This window comes from Bradyrhizobium sp. GW821-FHT13H06, assembly GCF_058803975.1.
In genome coordinates this window covers 498,472-516,594 of the sequence record NZ_JBXAPN010000004.1, presented here as the reverse complement: position 1 = coordinate 516,594, position 18,123 = coordinate 498,472, and the positions used below count along the sequence as shown (strand labels likewise).

Genomic DNA, 18,123 nt, shown 5'->3' with positions numbered 1-18,123 from the left:
GCGAAAGGGCGGCCTTGATTGCCGCCCGTCGCGCTCGCGATGCTCACGCTCTCCCTGATAGGCATCGGTTGCGGCGATCCCGAGCAGCTCACGCGCGCCGCGATCGCCGCCATCAACGCGGCCGATCTCGTCCTGATCCCACGCAAGGGGGCTGCGAAGTCCGATCTCGCCGATCTCCGGCGAACGATCTGCGCGGACTTGCTCACCAGTGACAAGACAGCCATCGCCGAATTCGACCTTCCCGTGCGCGACGCAGGTGAGGCGGACTACCGCAAAGGCGTGGACGATTGGCACGACGCGGTGGCCGCGACCTGGTCGCAAACGATCGCAGATCACCTCGAAGGTGACGGGAAGGTTGCGCTGCTGATCTGGGGCGATCCGTCGCTCTACGACTCCTCGCTGCGCATTGCACGCCGGCTGAATCCGTTGCCGAAGATCGAAGTCGTGCCCGGCATCACCTCGATCCAGGCGCTTTGCGCGGCGCATGCGCTGCCGCTCAACGACATCGGCGAGCCGTTTCTGGTCACGACGGGGCGGCGCTTGCGCGAAGGCGGCTGGCCGCAAGGTGTCGATACCGTGGTGGTGATGCTCGACGGCGGTACGGCGTTCCAGTCGCTCGATCCGGATCGTTTGCATATCTGGTGGGGCGCCTATCTCGGCATGCCCGATCAGATCATCATGTCCGGCGCGCTGGCCGAGGTCGGTCCGCACATCGTGATCGCGCGGCGGGAAGCGCGCGAGCGGCACGGCTGGATCATGGACAGCTATCTTCTCAAGCGCAGGGCGTAAGCGAGGCAGCATGCTTCCCGAATGGGTTTACCGGAACTGCCCCGAGGTCTCCGCACATCATCGCGATGCGGCGATCGCGCGGCAGGCGCAGCTGACCAAGCCGACCGGCGCGCTCGGCCGGCTCGAGCAGCTCGCGATCGAGCTTGCGGGCTTGCAGGCGACCGAAGAGCCGCGCGCCTTGCGGGTGCCGATCATCATCTTCGCCGGCGATCACGGCATCGTCGCGCAGGGCGTGTCGGCCTATCCGCAAGCCGTGACGATTGCGATGATGGCGAATTTTGCCTCCGGCGGCGCGGCGATCTCGGTGCTGGCGCGCGAGCTGGGTTCGAGCCTGGAGGTGGTCGACGCCGGCACGCTGGCCCGGGAGCAGATGGCGGGCGTCGTCACCGACAAGCCGCGCAGTGGCACGCGCGATTTCAGCCTAGAGGCTGCGCTCACGCCCGTGGACCTCGCCTTTGCCTTCGAGGCCGGCCGGCGTGCGGTGGTGCGCGCCGAGGCCGGTCGGCCAGATCTCCTGATCCTCGGCGAGATGGGCATCGGCAACACCACGACATCCGCGGCGATCGCGGCGAGCCTGCTTGGTGTGAGCGCCGGGGAGATCGCGGGCAGCGGCACCGGCGTCGATGCGGCCGGCCGCGCGCACAAGGCACGGGTGATCGATGCGGCGATCGCCCGCCACGGCGTCGCCGGAGCGTCGGTCGAGAAGATCCTGTGCGCCGTCGGCGGCCTCGAGATCGCGGCGATCTCAGGCGCGATCATTGCGGCCGCGCAAGCCCGCATTCCGGTGTTGATCGACGGCTTCATCGTGTCCGTCGCGGCGCTGGCGGCGGCGCGTCTCAATCCGTCCTGCCAGCCGTTCCAGCTCGCCTCGCATCAATCGGCGGAGCAGGGGCATCGGCTGGTGCTGCGCGCGCTGAACGTGCAGCCGCTGATCAGCCTCGATCTCAGGCTCGGGGAGGGATCGGGGGCGGCCATCGCGCTGCCGCTGTTCCGCGCGGCCTGCGCGCTTCACAACGGTATGACGACCTTCGCGCAGGCCAACGTGCCGGATCGCCAGGCCTGATGCGGCTCAAGCCACGCGCTGGTTGACGGAGACGACACGCCAGCCCGCCGCGAGCCGGTCGATCCGGGTCAGCGACAGCGGATCGATCACGAAGCGCAAGGCGGCTTGCGGCGTCAGGTCCAGTGCAATGCAGAGCGCGGCGCGGATGGTGCCGGAATGCACGACGAGCGTTGCCGATCCGGCCCCGATCCGCGACAGTCCCAGCCGGACGCGGGCGATCTGATCCGCAAAGCTTTCGCCGTTCGGCGGCCGTCCGTGCGCCGGATCGTGCCAGAACTGCGCGTAAGTCTCGCCACCGGTCGCGGCGAGTTTGTCATGCCGACGGCCGGTCCAGTCGCCGAAATCCTGCTCGCGGAATTCGCTGACCAGTTCCGGTTCGAACCCCAGTGCGCGCGCGGTCTCGACGGTGCGCCGCGACGGGCTGGCATAGCTGGTGGCATCCGGCGGCAAATGCCGCCGCAGAGCCGCCAACGCTGCGTGATCGCCGAGATCCGCCCGCGCATCAGTAGCATGGATCGTCCCCGCCACGCCCTCGACGGTCGCATGCCGTACCAGCCAGAGGAAGGTCTCGCCTTCCATGCTCATCTCCAGGGAAGTTGGTCGCTGTGGCCACAACGCCGCAACTGGCGCATTGACTCTGTCATGATGGTAATCCTAGATGATCGCGACGGTTTCCCCGAGAGGGAATGAAAAGGGAATGCGGTGCGGGGAAACTTGTCCCCAATGCCGCGGCTGCCCCCGCAACTGTAAGCGGTGAATCCTTCGTCAGAAGCCACTGGGTCCTCGGTCCCGGGAAGGCGACGAAGCGGTCACGACCCGCGAGCCAGGAGACCTGCCGTCAGCCGTGGTCACACGCGAAGATGTCGGTCGGGGAGTACAGACATTCGGCTTCATCGGACGGCCCGAAAGGCCAACAGATGAGACCTCGTTCGCTGTGACGTGCCACTGACGTCATACCGAGGTTTCGTATCGTGTCTTCCATCTGTGTCTTACGGCCGAGCCGCTTCCTGCTCGCCTCCGCTACGCTCACGTCGTTTGTCATCGCTGATATCCCTGCCGCCCTGGCGCAGCAGGTCCGCGAACCCCTGCCGCCGGTCGAGGTCTCGCCTGCCGAAACCGGCAGGCAAGCCAAGCCGGCCGGCCGTGAAGCGCAGCGCGCGCGCCGTGCAGCCGCGCGCCGGCCAGCGACCGCATCGGCTCCGCCCAAGCCGAGCGCGCCGGCTGCGACAGCGCAGACGCCGCTCAACAGCAATGTGGTGGCCGAAAGCGCCTCGCGGCTCGGCCTGACGGTGCGCGAAACGCCCGCGACGGTCGAGGTAATCTCGGCCGCGACCATGCGCGAGCAGGGCTATCGAACGGTCTCGGAGGTGGCGCAGGGTGCCGTCGGCGTCACCTCCGGCGACAACCCGGCCGAGCCCGCGGCGTTCTCCATGCGTGGCTTCACCAACAGCCAGATCAATACGCTCTACAACGGCATCAAGATCGGCCCGCAGAACATGACCTCGCGGATCACCGACACCGCCAATCTGCAGGCCGTGGAGTTTCTCAAAGGCCCGGCCTCGCTGATGTCAGGTGAGGGTGCCGCCGGCGGCGCCATCAACTTCGTCACCAAGCAGCCCCACACCGGACCGATCCGCAACGAAGCCGAGTTCTCCTGGGACTCGCTCAACTCATTCCGCGCGCATTACGGCTCGGGCGGCAGCACCAATGTGCAGGGCCTCGACTATCGCTTCGACATCAGCCGCTCCGCCCTCAACGGTTTTGCCGACGACACCAACATCAAGACGTTCGGCACGTCCGGCCAGCTCGACTACCGCATCTCCGATAGTCTCAAGATCTGGGGCGCGCTCGAGTACCGCGAGGACCGCTCCAAGGCCTATTGGGGCGCGCCGCTGGTGCCGGTCGCGTTCAGCGGCTCGCATGCAACGACGGGGATCGTCTCCGGCAATTACGTCTCGAACTACAACGGGACGAATCTCGGTGCCGTCTCCATCGACGACCGCACCTTCAACACCAACTACAACGTTCTCGATAATCGCAACGTCGCCCAGGAAGTGTGGCTGCGCGGCGGCTTCGAGCTGAAATTGGCGCCTGACCTGACGCTGAAGAGCCAGGCCTATGGCTATGGCGCAGAGCGGAGCTGGTTCAACAACGAGATCGAGGCGTTCAACTCCACCACGAACCTCGTCGATCGCGAGCGCTTCTATGTCGCGCACAGCCAGCGCCAGGTCGGCAACATCACCGATTTGATCTGGGACGCGAATATCGCAGGATTCGACAACCGGCTGGTCACGACCTTGTCGTCAAGCTATCTCGATTTCGTCAGGCCGGGCGCGGCAAACTTTCCAGGCGATTCCGTTTCGCTGGTCGATCCCAACCGTGGCTACTACGGCCTGCTCACGACCCAGCAGCAGACCGCGCGCATCGACAACGAGGCGCTCTCGTTCGAGGACCGGCTGAAGCTCACGCGCAGCTTTGCGCTGGTCGGCGGCCTCCGCGTCGAGCATATCGGGCTCGACCGCAATTCGACCAACGTGAGCGGGCAGGAGAAGGCAGGCTTCCCGTTCACGAAAGACTGGGCGCCGGTGACGGGCCGCATCGGCTACACCTGGGAGGCCGTTCCCGGCCTGACCTTCTTCAGTCAGTACGCCACCGGCGCCGACATCGCCGCCAACAACATCTTCCTGCTCGCCCCCACCCAGCCGCTCGACCTGACGACCGCGCGCACCTACGAGACCGGCGTCAAGCATCTGTTCTGGGACAACAGGGCGGAATGGTCGTTCTCGGCCTACGACATCCTGCGCAAGAACGTCTACGCGGCGGCCGGCGGCATGCAGCTCAACATTGCGGGCCGACAGGAGTCGAAGGGCGTCGAGCTTGCCGCGGCGGTGCGGCCGATCGAGCCGCTTCGGCTGTGGGGCAACATCGCCTATGTCGACGCTCGTTATGCCGACTACGATTTCGTCGGCGGCTCGTTCTCCGGCAACACGCCGCCGAACGTGCCGCGTATCGTGGCCAATGCCGGCGCGTCGTATCGGTTCTTCACGCCCTGGCCGGTGGAGCTCGGCATCACCGGCCGTCATGTGGGCGACCGCTACAACACCGATGCCAACGTCGTGACGATGAAGGCGTACACGGTGGCCGACGTCTATGCCTTCGTCGACATTCCCAAGACGGTGTTCAATGCGGTGGACCGGGCCCGCCTGACCTTCCGCATCCGCAACATTACCGACAAGCGCTATGCGATCTGGGGCGATCCGTTCTACCCCGACCAGATCCTGCTGGGCGCGCCGCGCACCTACGAGATCTCGGCCGCGTTCAAATGGTAGGACGCTGAACGCATGATGGGCGCGATCGTCCTCTCGCACCGCTGGCTCGGGATCGCGTTCTGCCTCCTGTTCGCGATGTGGTTCGCGACCGGGATCGTGATGCACTTCGTTCCGTTTCCGTCGCTGACGGAAGCGGAGCGATTTGCCGGACTCGCGCCGGTGGATCCCGGCGAGATCAGGATTTCGGTCGGAGACGCCGTGGCCGCGAGCGGGATCGCGGATGCCGCGCGCGTGCGGCTGATCCAGCGGAGCGACGGACCGGTCTACATCGTGTCGGGTCCGGCGCGTTCCCGAGCGGTGCGCGCCTCCGACGGGCAGGATGCATCGGTGATCTCCGCCGATGCCGCGCTCGCCATCGTGCGAGCTCACGCCCGTCAGCGTGGACTCGACGCAGCACGCGCCGCGATCGCCGGGCATTCTGACTACGATCAATGGAGCGTGCCGAACGGCTTCGATCGCCACCGACCGTTGTTCCGCGCTGCCCTCGGCGATGCCGCCGGAACGGAGGTCTATGTCTCGTCATCGACCGGCGAGGTGGTGCTTGACACGACGCGCAGCGAGCGCGCCTGGAATTGGGCCGGCAGTGTTCTGCACTGGATCTATCCCACGGTTCTGCGAAGCAACTGGGCGCTGTGGGATGGGGTGGTCTGGACCTTGTCGCTGCTCGCATTGATCGCAGCATTGCTTGGTGCGGTGCTCGGGATCGCGCGGGTGAGGATTCGAGGACGTCTGATCTCCTCACCCTATCGTGGCTGGCATGCCCTGCACCACCTCATTGGCCTTGCGGCGATGCTCTTCGTGCTGAGCTGGATCTTCAGTGGCTGGCTCTCGATGGATCACGGGCGGCTGTTTTCGCGCGGGCAATTGACCCCGGCCGAGGCCGGCGTGATGAACGGTGCGCTGGATTGGAGGGAGGCCGCATCACTCGATCGCCAGTCAATATCCCCCTCGGCCCGCGAGGTCGAATGGTTCGGCTTCAACGGTGCTGTCTATCGGCGCGACCGGGTCGCGCTTGGCGGTCAGAGATTGATCCGGGCAGGGGATCTGCCGCACGATGAGCGGACGGGATTTCTCAGCGCGCGCGAAGTCTTGGCATTGACGTCGCGCCTCGCCCCGCGCTGCGACGCGCCGTCCGTCGTCGCCGATGATGATTTTTACAACGTGCGATCAGCTCTGCCGGGTTCACCTGTCTATCGCTCGCGCTGTGGCGAGTTCTGGTTCGACATCGATGGCGCGGAAGGCCGCGTGCTGCAACGGCTGGATGCGTCGCGGCGGGCCTATCGCTGGGTCTACAGCGCGTTGCACACGCTGGACTTCCCCGCCCTCATGGCACACCCGCGTCTGCGTGACGTCCTGGTCGTTGGGCTCTGCGCGGTCGGGCTGGTATTCTCGATCACGGGCATCGTCATCGGTTGGCGGCGTTTGCGTCAATCCAACCCTGTCTTGCCCGGCGCCCAATAGGCCTTGGTCCTCATCCGCGATGCTGCGACGCCGGCCGCTTTCAGGGCCCGGCTGATGCGCTGGATCGACGAAGCCTTGCCGGTCAGGACGAATTGCGCGCTTGCTGAAAGGCGCAGCAGTTCGGCCTCGACGGCTGCGAGATGGGCATCCTCGGCGCTGCGCGCGATCAGTGTCGCACTGCCGAGACCGATCGCCGCCAGAACGGGACTTGCTTCCGCGGCATCCGAAACCTCGAACACGTGGATTGTACCACCCGCCTGCCGGCTCTCCTTGAGTGCGGAAGCAAGGCCGAATGAGGTTTCATCGCCGAACACAACTATGGGCGGTTCTCCCGCGGAAGGATCGAGTGAGCGGCGCGGGCCGAAGAGCCAGCACATGTCGCCTTCCTGCAAGCTGCCTGCCCATCGGCTGCCAGGACCGCTGCCGTGCGCGAAAGCCAGCAATGTCGTGCGTCCGTTCTCCGCGTCCCACGACATCGGCGTGTAGGTTCGCGCGCTCAGGCCGGATCCCATCGCGACCTGGATCTTCTGACCCACGGTCCACGCGAGGCCCTTGAGTGCGTCGCCCTCGAGCGCGATCGACCGAAAGCGGGGCGAGAGCACCTCGATCCCGGCGATGCGCGCAGGGCGCATCAGCCATTGCAGCAACATGCGCGTGACCCGTCCCTGCGGCGGCTTCGATGGCTCGGACATCCGGGGTTGGTCGGGCTCGTTCAAGGCCTGGCTCCAATCATTTCTCAGCGGTCGCCGGGACTACCTGGTCCTGATGGTCAGTTCGTTGCCGCGCCCCGGATTGAACGGCAGCGGCAGCGAGAGATAACCATTCTGCGGATCGCGCACGTAGTCGAGATAGCCCGCGCCTTCCGCGAACGCGTTCTCGCCAATGATCACTGCGCCGCACTTCAGGTCAGGACGAGCTCGTCCTTGCAATGGGTGTGCATGGCAAGCTCGGTGCCCTTGGTGACCATCTCGCCGCCGAAGGCGGCGATGGCGCGCGGAACGTCCTCCGGATCGAAATCGACCGCATCATCGGAACGAAGATCGTTGTCGTTGAGCCGGAAGAAGGGCATGGCGGCGATGGTCGATCCGATGATGACTGGCTGGCTCCGGCTATATCGAGACCGAGCCGCCGATTTTCAATGCGGAAGGCGCCAGTCTCGATTGGTTCTAACGGGCCATTCCCGGCGGCCTCCGTGATCATGGCAGCTGAGGGGATCAGCGATGCCTTGCGAGCGCAACATTGGTCCCTTTTCGCCGGCCGCCTTTCGGTGTAGCTCTGCGCCCAGTCGCGAGGTGGTGGACGCCAATGCCGCCGCCGAAATCATGCAGGAGGCAGCACGGATGTACCCGAAAGTTCAGATGTTCATCGCCGGCGAGTGGACCGATGGTTCGTCCGGCAAGTCGGAGAACATCCTCAATCCCGCCACCGGCCAGCCGATCGGCAAGACCCCGCATGCCTCGCGTGGGGATCTCGACCGCGCGCTGGAGGCGGCCAAGGCCGGCTTCGAGATCTGGCGCAAGACCTCGCCGTTCGACCGCTACAAGCTGATGCGCAAGGCCGCCGACATCATCCGCTCGCGCGCCGCCGAGATCGCGCCCGTGATGACCATGGAACAGGGCAAGCCGGTGGTGGAAGCGCAGGGCGAGACCATGCTGGCCGGCGACCTCATCGACTGGTTCGCGGAAGAGGCGCGCCGCGCCTATGGCCGCATCGTGCCGCCGCGGATGGGCAACGTCTCGCAGCTCGTGACCAAGGAGCCGGTCGGCCCGGTCGCGGCTTTCACGCCCTGGAACTTCCCGATCAACCAGGCGGTGCGCAAGATCTCGGCCGCGCTGGCCGCCGGCTGTTCGATCATCGTCAAGGGCCCGGAAGAGACGCCTGCAAGCTGCATGGAGCTGGTGCGGGCCTATGTGGATGCGGGCATTCCGGCCGGCGTCGTGCAACTGGTGTTCGGTGTGCCGGCGGAAGTGTCGGAGTATCTCATTCCGCATCCGATCATCCGCAAGATCAGCTTCACCGGCTCGACCGCCGTCGGCAAGCATCTGGCTGCGCTCGCGGGCTTGCACATGAAGCGTGTCACCATGGAGCTCGGCGGCCATGCGCCGGCGATCGTGTTCGCGGACGCGGACCTCGACAACGCCGCAAAAATCCTGTCGGCCAACAAGTTCCGCAACGCCGGCCAGGTCTGCGTCTCGCCCACGCGCTTCCTGGTGCATGAGAGCGTCTACGAGCCCTTCGTCGACAAGTTCGTGGCGGCCGCGAAGAGCCTCAAGGTCGGCAATGGCCTCGACAAGGACACGCGCATGGGACCGCTGGCGAACCCGCGCCGCGTCGATGCCATGGAAGGCTTCGTCGCCGACGCGGTCCAGCGCGGCGCCAAGGTCAAGGCCGGCGGCAAGCGCATCGGCAACGAGGGCTTCTTCTTCGAGCCGACGGTGCTCACCGACGTGCCGCGCGATGCACGGATCATGAACGAGGAGCCGTTCGGGCCTCTGGCACCCATCACCGCCTTCCGCAGCTATGACGAGGTGGTGGCCGAGGCCAACCGCCTGCCTTACGGCCTGGCGGCCTATGCCTACACCACCTCGACCAAGACGATGCAGGCCATCGGTGCCGACATCGAGAGCGGCATGGTCTCGATCAACCATCACGGCCTCGCGCTGCCCGAAGTGCCGTTCGGCGGCATCAAGGATTCCGGCTACGGCTCCGAAGGCGGCCTCGAGGCGATCGAGGGCTATCTCAACACGAAGTTCGTGACCCAGGCGAGCGCGTAACGAAGTGTCGCGCTGTTATTCCGGGGCGCGCCCCCGGAATGACGGCGGACAGTACCTGCGTTGCCCGGCAGGCGAGACATGAACAACAGCCGTCATCCGAGCAAGCGTGTATCCCTTGCCGGGATCCATATCGACCGGACCTCCGCGGTGCCGCTGCACTTGCAGATCGCGAAGCATATCCGGGACGGCATTCTGTGCGGCGCCTTTCCCTCAGGAACGCAATTTCTCGGTTCGCGCGAGATCGCGCGCGAACTGGGTTGCTCGCGGACCGTGGTGCTGACGGCATGGGATCTGCTCTACGCCGAGGGCTATCTGGAATCGACGCCGCGCGGCAGCGTCATGGTGGCATCGGTGGCGGCGCCTCATGCCGAACCATCGTCCGCATTATCTGCGGCCAAACCCGCCCACATGTCGGAGCGCTGGCGATCGCTGCTGGCCTTCGACTACGAGACCAACTGGCCGTCGGAGTTCAGTCCGGGCGCGCCCGACATCTCGACCTTTCCCTTCAAGGATTGGTCGCGCCTGCTGCGCCAGGCCTGGCAGAATCCAAGAGAGCAGGAGTGCCTCGATCTTCCGCCCGAAGGCCATCCGCGGTTGCGGAGCGAGATCGCGAACTTCCTCAGCTCCGTGCGCGGTCTCGTTTGTTCGCCGGACGAGGTCGTCGTCACCTCCGGCACGTCGGGTGCACTGGATTTCTGCAGCCGGATGATCCTCGATCCCGGCGACGAGGTCTGGGTCGAGGAGCCCGGCTTCGTCGAGGCGCGATGGGCGCTCACCGCGGCCGGAGCAAAGCTCGTTCCGATTCCGGTCGACGACAAGGGGCTCGTCGTCTCGGAAGGAATTCGGCGCGCACCACGCGCGCGGCTGATCGTGGTCACGCCATCGCATCAATACCCGCTCGGGATCAGCATGGGCCTGGAGCGGCGGCTCGAGCTTCTCGACTGGGCGAACAAGAACGACGTCTGGGTGATCGAGGACGACTACAATTCGGAGTTCAGGCATCAGGACAGCATGATCGCCTCGCTGCGCTCGCTCGATCGCGAGGGCCGGGTGATCTATTTCGGCACCTTCTCGAAGATCATGATGCCGAACCTGCGGCTCGGATACCTCGTTGCGAACAGGCATTTCATCGAAGGGTTCGCCAAGGGCCGCGCGCGCATCGACGTGCACACATCCGGCATCGGACAGCTCGCTTTGGCGGAATTCATGCGGGAAGGCCATCTGCTGCGCCACCTGCGCGCGATGCGGAGGGTCTATGCGGCGCGGCGAAAGGCGCTGATCGACGCGATCGGAGCGCTGATGCCGGATGATCTGACCGTGTCCTCCGCCGTCACCGGCCTGCACCTGGTGGCGTTGTTCACCGACGCAATGCAGGCGCGGATGAGCGATCGGGAGGCGGCCGCGGTCCTGAAGCGGGCCGGCATCCACGTGCAACCATTGTCGCAGAATTTCCTGGAGCGGCCGACGCGGCAAGGCCTGGTGTTCGGCTACGGGCGGTTGCGCGTCGAGGACGCCGCTCCGCTGCTTGCAAGAATTGCAGCCTGCATCGGCGGCGCCTCTCGCAATGCATCATCCGACCCGCCCAAGTCGCTCTCTTACTGATCGTACAATAAAGAGAGGCTGAGCCGACCGCCGTGCATAGCTCATAGGCAGCCGGAACTCCCACGCGGCCGATTGATCGCCTGCAAATTAGACAACTGATCTCGGTCGCTCGGACTGCTGTGCAACGGACATCGCGATTTGCTTAGAAAAATCCGTGGTGCGTCGCGCGTTTCCGGCGTGGAACAGCGCGCGCTCGCGTGCTGTCTCTGCAGGCAGTGCTGCACCAAAACGTGCATCCGGTGCTGTGGCACGCTGCGCCATGGGCCTGCTGGCCCAGTGAATTGCGACAACTCTGGCCCTGTCGGAGGGCCACCGCTCTGTCGCACGCTCGCTGACGGTGGCATGACAGGGGATGCAAGATGAGCGCTCTCGGTTCGGCATTCGAGTTTGCGATGGACGGGAAGGGCCCGGCGTCCGGTTCGGACGTCACGCCTAGCTGACGCCACACATGAGCTCTTTTGAAAGTCACTGGGAAGTCGGCACCGATATCGGTGGCACCTTCACCGATATCATCGCCATCAGGCGCGATTCCGCTGAAGCCCGGATCGCGAAAGTGCCGTCGCGCCCGCAGGCGCCGGTTCAGGCGATGCTGGAGGCGATCGAGGCGGTGGGCCTGCACAAGAACGAGGTCAGGCGCTTCGTCCATGGCACCACGCGCGTCACCAACGCGATCGTCGAGAACCGGCTGCCGAAGGTCGCGCTGGTCGCGACCGAGGGCTTTGCCGACGTGCTCGAGATCGCGCGCTATCGCCGCCGCGACCTCTATCGGCTCGACATTCCGCCGAAATCGCCGCCGCTGGTGCCGCCCGAACGCTGCTTCGGGCTTGCCGAGCGCCTCGATCACGAGGGCCGGGTGCTGAAGGCGCTGGAGCAAGCGGAGATCGAGCGTCTGCTGACTTGGCTGAAGGACACCGGCGTGCAGAGTGTCGCGGTGGCCTTGCTTCACGCCTACGCCAATCCGGTCCACGAGAAGATGCTCGGCGAGCGCCTCAAGGAGGTCGTCGCCCATGTCTCGCTGTCGCACGAGGTCAATCCCGAGGCACGCGAGTATGAGCGGACTTCAGCGACCGTGTTCAACGCGGCCGCGATGCCGATCGCGGTCGAGTATCTGACCGAGCTGGAGCAGCGGCTGCCGATCGGGCCGGGATTGCAGGTGTTTCATTCCGCCGGCGCCATGATCCCCATCTCGGCGGTGAAACGCCGGCCGCTGGTGATGGCGATGTCGGGACCGGCCGCCGGCGTCTCGGCGTCCGTCAGCATCGCGCGCCAGCTCGGCACCTCGCGCATGCTGACGTTCGACATGGGCGGCACCACCACCGACGTCTGCCTGATCGTCGACGGCCAGGCCGAGATGACCGACGGCCGCATGCTCGGCGACAAGCCGCTGCGCCAGCCGATGCTCGCGGTGCATTCGATCGGCGCGGGCGGCGGATCGATCGTGCGCAACGGTCCCGGCGGCCTCACGGTCGGGCCGGAGAGTGCCGGCTCCGAGCCGGGGCCGGCCTGCTACGGCCGCGGCGGCACGGAGCCGACCATCACGGACGCCAATTCCGTGCTCGGCTATCTCAATCCCGAGACCAAGCTTGGTGACCGCATTGGCATCGACATCGAGGCAGCCAGGCGCGTCATCGCGCCGATCGCGGGCGCGCTCGGATTGAGCCTGACGGAAACGGCGCTCGGCATTATCAAGGTCGCGAACGCGACCATGGCCCGCGCGTTGCGCCGCGTCACGGTCGAGCGCGGCATCGACGGACGCGACTGCACGCTGCTCGCCTTCGGCGGCGGCGGCCCGATGCATGCCGCGGGTCTCGCCGATCTCTACGGGATCGCAGAGGTCGTCGTACCCAGTGCATCCAGCGCCTTCTCGGCGCTGGGCTGTCTCACCGCCGATTTCAGCTTTCTCCAGCAGCAGACCCTTCGCGCCGCACTCGACGGCATCGACCTCGCGCGCGTATCGGATCGGATCGAGGCGCTGATTGCCGATGCATCCGCGCCGCTGCTCGCCAATGGCGTTGCGAAGGCGGAGATCCAGGTCGAGCTGGTCGCGTTGATGCGCTATGCGGCGCAGAACGACGCTATCCCGGTGGCTTTCGCCTTGCCGCTGGACGTCGCCAGGCTCAAGCAGGATTTCCTGACGCGGCATCACGAGCTGTTCGGCTATGCGACCGGCGAGCCTTGCGTCATCGAGTCCGTGCGGGTGCAGGCCCGCCGCCCGTCGACAACCGTCGTGAGCCGGCCGGCGACGGCGGCGAGGGCGGTATCCACGGGCACGCGTGTCTGCTCGTTTGATGGTCTGCCCGAGACGGCGACAGCGATCGTCGACCGAGCGTCGCTGACAGAGATGGTGAGCGGCCCCGCGATCATCGAAGACGCGTGGTCGACTGTGGTCGTGCCGCCCGGTTGGCAGGCGAAACCTGATGCGACGGGCAATCTGTTCCTGACGCGGAGGAGGGCATGAAGCTCGACCCATTCGTTGTCGAGGTCATCAGGCACGGGCTTTCCGCCGCGGCCGAGGAGATGAGCCTGGTGATGACGCGCTCGGCGCGCTCGCCGCTGTTGCGCGAGGCGGGCGATCTGTCGTCCGCGATCACCGACGGCCACGGCGGTCTGGTCGGGCAGGGGCGCGACATCCCGATCCACCTCGGCGCGATGGCCTACACCATCCCCGAATTGCTGAAGGTGGTGCCGCGCGACAGCCTGAACGACGGCGACGTGCTGATCTACAATGTCGGCGCGCTCGGCGGCAATCATCTCAACGACGTCAAGGTCGTGCGCCCCGTCTTCGTCGACGGCGAGATCGTGGCGTTCGCGGTCAGCCTCGCGCACTGGCCCGACATCGGCGGCACCTGGCCCGGCAGCTATTTTGCCAAGGCGATCGACACCTTCCAGGAGGCGATGCGGATTCCGCCGGTGCTGATCGCGACCGCGGCCGGCGTCAATGCGGCGATCGTGCAGCTGCTCAAGGCCAATGTTCGCGACTCCGAATCCTGCGAGGGCGACCTCCTCGCCCAGATCGCGGCGACCAAGGCCGGCGAGCGGCGCATCGTCGAGCTCTGCCGCGAGCACGGCAAGGCCGTCTTCATGGCGGCGCAATCGCGCCTGCACGATCTCTCCGAGATCGAGATGCGCGCGGCGCTGCGCGATCTTCCGGACGGCGTCTACGAGGGCGAGGATTATCTCGACGACGGCAGCGACAACAACGCGCCGGCGCGCATCCATGTGAAGATCACCATTCGCGGCGACGAGGCGACGTTCGACCTCTCCGGAAGCTGCGATCGCGTCTCGAACTTCTGCAATACGACACCGTTCATGGCGCGCTCGGCCGTCGCCTATGCCGCGCGCATCATGAGCGGGCGCGACATGCAGCAGAACGCCGGCGCGCTCAGGCCACTGACCATCATCACGCGCCCGGGCTCGATCCTGGAGCCCGGCTGGTCGGCGTCTGTCGCGGCCGGCAACCATGAGACGTCCATGCGCATCGTCGATGCGATCTTTCGCGCCATGCAGGACACCATCCCCGAACGCCTGTCGGCCGGCGGGGCGACCACGGCGGGTGTGCTTTTTTTTGCCGAGCCGCGGCCGAACGGATCGTGGAAGATGCTCTACGAGGTTCACGGCGGCGGCGAAGGCGCGCGCCACGATCGGGACGGCATGTCGGCAACCCGGGTGCATCTGTCCAACACCTCGAATACGCCGGTCGAGGTGATCGAGGCGAATTACGCGATCCGGCTGGAGCAGCAGGCGATCCGCCGGCAATCCGGCGGCGCGGGGGCGCACCGCGGCGGCGACGGCTCGGTTCGAACCTATCGTATCCTCGCACCCTCGATGCACCTGACCACCTGCATCGAACGCATGGTGATTGCGCCTTGGGGCATGCAGGGCGGCGAATCCGGCAAGGCATGCCGTATCTCGCTGGTCAGGCATGGCGCGAACGTCGCGATCGACGGCAAGTCGAACCTGGTGTTGCAGCAAGATGATCTCGTCACGATCGAGATGTGCGGCGGCGGCGGTTATGGCGCTGCAGCTGTAGAGTGAGGGGATTGCGATGAGCAGATTGTTGCGAACCGGGCTGAATGCGGGCGACAGCGCGCCGATGGCCGTGGTCGGCGGCGAGGGCGTCTACTTCCACCTGTCCGATGGCCGCAAGCTCATCGACGGCAGCAACACCGGCGGCGGTCTCGGCCATCGCCATCCCGCGATGGTGGAGGCGATCCGCCGCGCGGCGGATACGCCTGTCGTCAACGAGGGCTGGACCTGGGTCGGCCGCGAGCAGGCCGCGGACGATCTGATGGCGACCGCTTTCAAAGGCGAGGAGGACTGGGTCGGCGCGGTGCGCTTCTGCATCAGCGGCAGCGAGGCCAACGACATGGCGCTGTCGCTCTGTCAGGCGCTGACGCAGCGGTCCGCATTGGCGACGCGCGAACGCGCCTATCACGGCATCACCGGCCTGTCGCGCAGCATGACGGTGCAGCCGCAATGGCATGGCGGGCTTGCGGTGCATGCCGGTGGGTCGAAGCTGCCGGCGCCGATGGCGCCGGTGCGGATCCTGCCGGCGCCCGATGGCGCGATCTACGGTGCGCCGGCCAACAATACGCCGCCGAGCGAGTATCTCGCGGATGCCACGCGGCTGCTCTCGGACACGGCGGCAACCATCATCGACTACACCCAGGGCGGCATCTATTACGACGGCGAATATCAGGACGAAGTGGCGCGCTGCGCGCGGCAGGCGGGCTCCTACTGGATCGCCGACGAGGTCGTGACCGGCGCGGGGCGCGCGGGCCGCTGGTTCGCGTTCCAGGGGGCGCAAAGCCGCCCGGACATCGTCACGCTGGGCAAGTCGCTCGGCGGTGGCGCCGCGGCGGTGGCGGCGGTCGTGGTGTCCAAGGACATCGTCGAGCGGCTCAAGGGGACGAGCTGGCAGAACTACGGCACGCTGCGCGGCCATCCCATCAGCATGGCGGCCGTCAGCGCCTATCTGAAGGTTGTCACCGAGGACGGGATTCTGGAGCGTGTGCAGCAGCTCGAGAAGCGGTTCATCCGCCGCCTGCTCGCGATCGCGCAGAAGCATCCGAGCGTGCAGCGCGTCGCGGGGCAGGGGCTGCACTGGACGGTGGAACTGCACGGGCCGGATTGGCGGACCTGGCATGCCGACACCACGGAGGTGCCGATCGCCTCGCGCGTCGCGGAGCGGGCGCTGGAAGCCGGTGCGGTGATCGGTACCAGCGGCGAGCAGACCTCGCTGTTCCTGGCGCCGCCGCTCGTCATTTCCGAGCGCGAGGCTGACCAGCTTCTGGATGCGCTCGATCACGGTCTCGATATCGCTGACGAGGAGCACGGGTGAGCACGGATCACGCAACGCCACGCCGGTCGCCGGCCTGGCCCGCGGATGAGCCCTGGCAGCTCGCGATGCCGGAGGGAACGCTCTACGACGCGCTGGCGCGTGCAGCACGTGAACGACCGTCGCATCCGGCGACGGTGTTCTACGGCGCGAGCCTGAGCTACGCCGAACTGCGCGACCGTGTCGATGCCATGGCCGGCTTCCTGCAGGGCGCCTGCGGGGTGAAGCGCGGCGACCGCGTCATGATCGCGCTTCAGAACTCGCCGCAATATGTCATCGCCTATTACGCGGTGATGCGGGCGGACGCCGTGATCGTACCGGTCAATCCCATGAACAAGACCGCCGAGATCGCGTATCTCGCCGTGGACAGCGGGGCCAAGGTCGCGATCGTCGGGAGCGAACTGAGCGATGTGTTTGCCCCGCTGCTGGGCGAGGCCATCAGGCATGCGATCGTCGCGCAGTATCGCGACGAGATTCCAGCCGCGACGCCCTATACGCTGCCATCATGCGTCACGGAAGCGCCGGCCGAGGTGCCGTCATCGCCGGGCTGGCATTCCTGGTCGTCCGCGATCGCACAAGGCTTGCAGCCGGGTGTGATGACCGCGGGGCCGGACGATCTCATGATCCTGCCCTACACCTCGGGCACCACAGGCAAGCCCAAGGCGTGCATGCATATGCATCGCAGCGCGCTGTTCACCGCCGTCTTGCAGGCGCGCTGGTATCGGCTCGATGGCAGCGACGTGATGACCGGCTTCATGCCTTTGTTCCATGTTGCGGGCATGCAGGGCTCGATGAATGCGGCGATGGTCACCGGGGCCACGCTGCTCCTGATGGCGCGCTGGGACAAGGATCTGTTGCCGGATCTGTTCGAGATCCATGGCGTGACGTTCTGGAACGCCGCGCCGACCATGATCGTCGACGTGCTCGCCAGCGCCCGGTTTCGCGACAAATGCTTTGCGAAGCTCAAGGTTCTGACCGGCGGCGGCGCGGCGATGCCGATCGCGGTCGCCGAACGGCTCAAGGGGCGCTTCGGGCTCGACTTCGTCGAGGGCTACGGCATGACCGAGACGATGTCGCCGACGCATCTCAACCCGATGGCGGCGCCGAAGCGGCAGTGCCTCGGCATCGCCGTGCAGGAGACCGACGCAAGGGTCGTCGATCCCGAGAGCCTGATCGAGCTCGGCGACAACGTGGTCGGCGAAATCGTCGTGCACGGACCGCAGGTGTTGCAGGGTTACTGGAACAGGCCGCAGGCGAATGCCGAGGCCTTCATGGAACTTGACGGCAAGCGGTTCCTGCGTACGGGCGATCTCGGCTATCGCGATGCCGAGGGCTATTTCTTCGCCGTCGATCGCCTGAAGCGGATGATCAATGTCAGCGGCTTCAAGGTGTGGCCGGCCGAGGTTGAGGCCGCGATGTATCAGAACCGCGCCATCCGGGAGTGCTGCGTCATTTCGGCGCCGGATGACTACCGCGGCGAGACCGTCAAGGCGCTGGTCGTGCTGGATGAGGCGGCGCGGGCAACGACATCGCCCGACGACATCGTTGGCTGGGCGCGCGGCGCGATGGCCAGCTACAAGGCGCCGCGCACGGTCGTCTTCGTCGACCAGCTGCCGCGCACCGCAAGCAACAAGATCAACTGGCGGCTGTTGCAGGACGCCGAATGGGGGCGAACGGCATGAAATCTGCTTGGCTGGAAAACGGACGCAAGGCGGCGTTATGCTGCCGCTACGCCCTTGAAGCTGCGATCCCCAGCCTCGCCAAGAA

The 18,123-nt window shown here is 66.3% G+C and carries 13 protein-coding genes, 1 pseudogene and 1 riboswitch; of the genes and pseudogenes, 10 read left to right on the top strand and 4 right to left on the bottom strand.

Going from position 1 to position 18,123, the window contains the following annotated elements; all coding sequences use genetic code 11:
* The first annotated feature begins 39 nt into the window (after positions 1-39).
* Complete coding sequence (cobF, locus tag AC1RQP_RS19750) at positions 40-789, top strand: precorrin-6A synthase (deacetylating) (protein WP_492938205.1); 750 nt, start codon at positions 40-42, stop codon at positions 787-789.
* A gap of 10 nt (positions 790-799) precedes the next feature.
* On the top strand, positions 800-1,852 hold the full coding sequence (cobT, locus tag AC1RQP_RS19745) for a nicotinate-nucleotide--dimethylbenzimidazole phosphoribosyltransferase (RefSeq protein ID WP_492938204.1): 1,053 nt from the start codon (positions 800-802) through the stop codon (positions 1,850-1,852).
* Between the two features lie 6 nt (positions 1,853-1,858).
* Here cobT and AC1RQP_RS19740 read toward each other — a convergent pair whose 3' ends face one another.
* Entirely contained in the window at positions 1,859-2,431 is a 573-nt protein-coding gene (locus AC1RQP_RS19740) for a histidine phosphatase family protein (RefSeq protein ID WP_492938202.1), read from the bottom strand.
* A gap of 72 nt (positions 2,432-2,503) precedes the next feature.
* Positions 2,504-2,706: riboswitch (cobalamin riboswitch) on the top strand.
* A 117-nt stretch (positions 2,707-2,823) separates the two neighbouring features.
* Between AC1RQP_RS19740 and AC1RQP_RS19735 the strand changes: the two genes are divergently transcribed.
* Together AC1RQP_RS19735 and AC1RQP_RS19730 are read left to right on the top strand one after the other, a co-directional pair.
* The gene (locus tag AC1RQP_RS19735) at positions 2,824-5,181 is read left to right on the top strand and encodes a TonB-dependent receptor (protein WP_492938201.1); all 2,358 of its coding nucleotides are present in this window, start codon (positions 2,824-2,826) and stop codon (positions 5,179-5,181) included.
* Positions 5,182-5,193: 12 nt separating this feature from the next.
* Entirely contained in the window at positions 5,194-6,642 is a 1,449-nt protein-coding gene (locus AC1RQP_RS19730; protein ID WP_492938200.1) for a PepSY domain-containing protein, read from the top strand.
* On the opposite strand, the gene AC1RQP_RS19725 is transcribed toward AC1RQP_RS19730, so the two are convergent.
* The 3 genes and pseudogenes from AC1RQP_RS19725 to AC1RQP_RS19715 all read right to left on the bottom strand — a co-directional run bounded on the left by AC1RQP_RS19725 (position 6,609) and on the right by AC1RQP_RS19715 (position 7,711).
* On the bottom strand, positions 6,609-7,334 hold the full coding sequence (locus AC1RQP_RS19725) for a siderophore-interacting protein (RefSeq protein WP_492938198.1): 726 nt from the start codon (positions 7,332-7,334) through the stop codon (positions 6,609-6,611). The genes AC1RQP_RS19730 and AC1RQP_RS19725 overlap by 34 nt on opposite strands.
* Before the next feature lie 60 nt (positions 7,335-7,394).
* Positions 7,395-7,553: pseudogene (locus AC1RQP_RS19720) on the bottom strand (methyltransferase); the annotation flags it as partial.
* Positions 7,544-7,711 carry a hypothetical protein gene (locus AC1RQP_RS19715; RefSeq protein WP_492938197.1) on the bottom strand — a complete coding sequence of 56 codons (168 nt, stop codon included), beginning with the start codon at positions 7,709-7,711 and terminating at the stop codon, positions 7,544-7,546. The gene AC1RQP_RS19715 and the pseudogene AC1RQP_RS19720, both read right to left, overlap by 10 nt.
* A 271-nt stretch (positions 7,712-7,982) precedes the next feature.
* On the opposite strand from AC1RQP_RS19715, the gene AC1RQP_RS19710 reads away from it, so the two are divergent.
* The 6 genes from AC1RQP_RS19710 (at position 7,983) to AC1RQP_RS19685 (ending at position 18,038) form a co-directional block, all read left to right on the top strand.
* Positions 7,983-9,416 carry an NAD-dependent succinate-semialdehyde dehydrogenase gene (locus tag AC1RQP_RS19710; protein WP_492938196.1) on the top strand — a complete coding sequence of 478 codons (1,434 nt, stop codon included), beginning with the start codon at positions 7,983-7,985 and terminating at the stop codon, positions 9,414-9,416.
* Positions 9,417-9,494: 78 nt separating this feature from the next.
* Entirely contained in the window at positions 9,495-11,018 is a 1,524-nt protein-coding gene (gene pdxR, locus AC1RQP_RS19705; RefSeq protein ID WP_492938195.1) for a MocR-like pyridoxine biosynthesis transcription factor PdxR, read from the top strand.
* 448 nt (positions 11,019-11,466) lie between these two features.
* Entirely contained in the window at positions 11,467-13,476 is a 2,010-nt protein-coding gene (locus AC1RQP_RS19700; RefSeq protein ID WP_492938194.1) for a hydantoinase/oxoprolinase family protein, read from the top strand.
* Positions 13,473-15,053: a hydantoinase B/oxoprolinase family protein gene (locus tag AC1RQP_RS19695; RefSeq protein ID WP_492938193.1), complete on the top strand. Its 1,581-nt coding sequence runs from the start codon at positions 13,473-13,475 to the stop codon at positions 15,051-15,053. Before AC1RQP_RS19700 ends, AC1RQP_RS19695 begins: the two co-directional genes overlap by 4 nt.
* Positions 15,054-15,063: 10 nt before the next feature.
* Positions 15,064-16,359 (top strand): class-III pyridoxal-phosphate-dependent aminotransferase, encoded by a 1,296-nt coding sequence (locus AC1RQP_RS19690; protein ID WP_492938192.1) that lies wholly within the window; start codon positions 15,064-15,066, stop codon positions 16,357-16,359.
* Positions 16,356-18,038, top strand: a complete 1,683-nt coding sequence (locus AC1RQP_RS19685; RefSeq protein ID WP_492938191.1) for a long-chain-fatty-acid--CoA ligase — start codon at positions 16,356-16,358, stop codon at positions 18,036-18,038. Before AC1RQP_RS19690 ends, AC1RQP_RS19685 begins: the two co-directional genes overlap by 4 nt.
* Positions 18,039-18,123 lie beyond the last annotated feature (85 nt).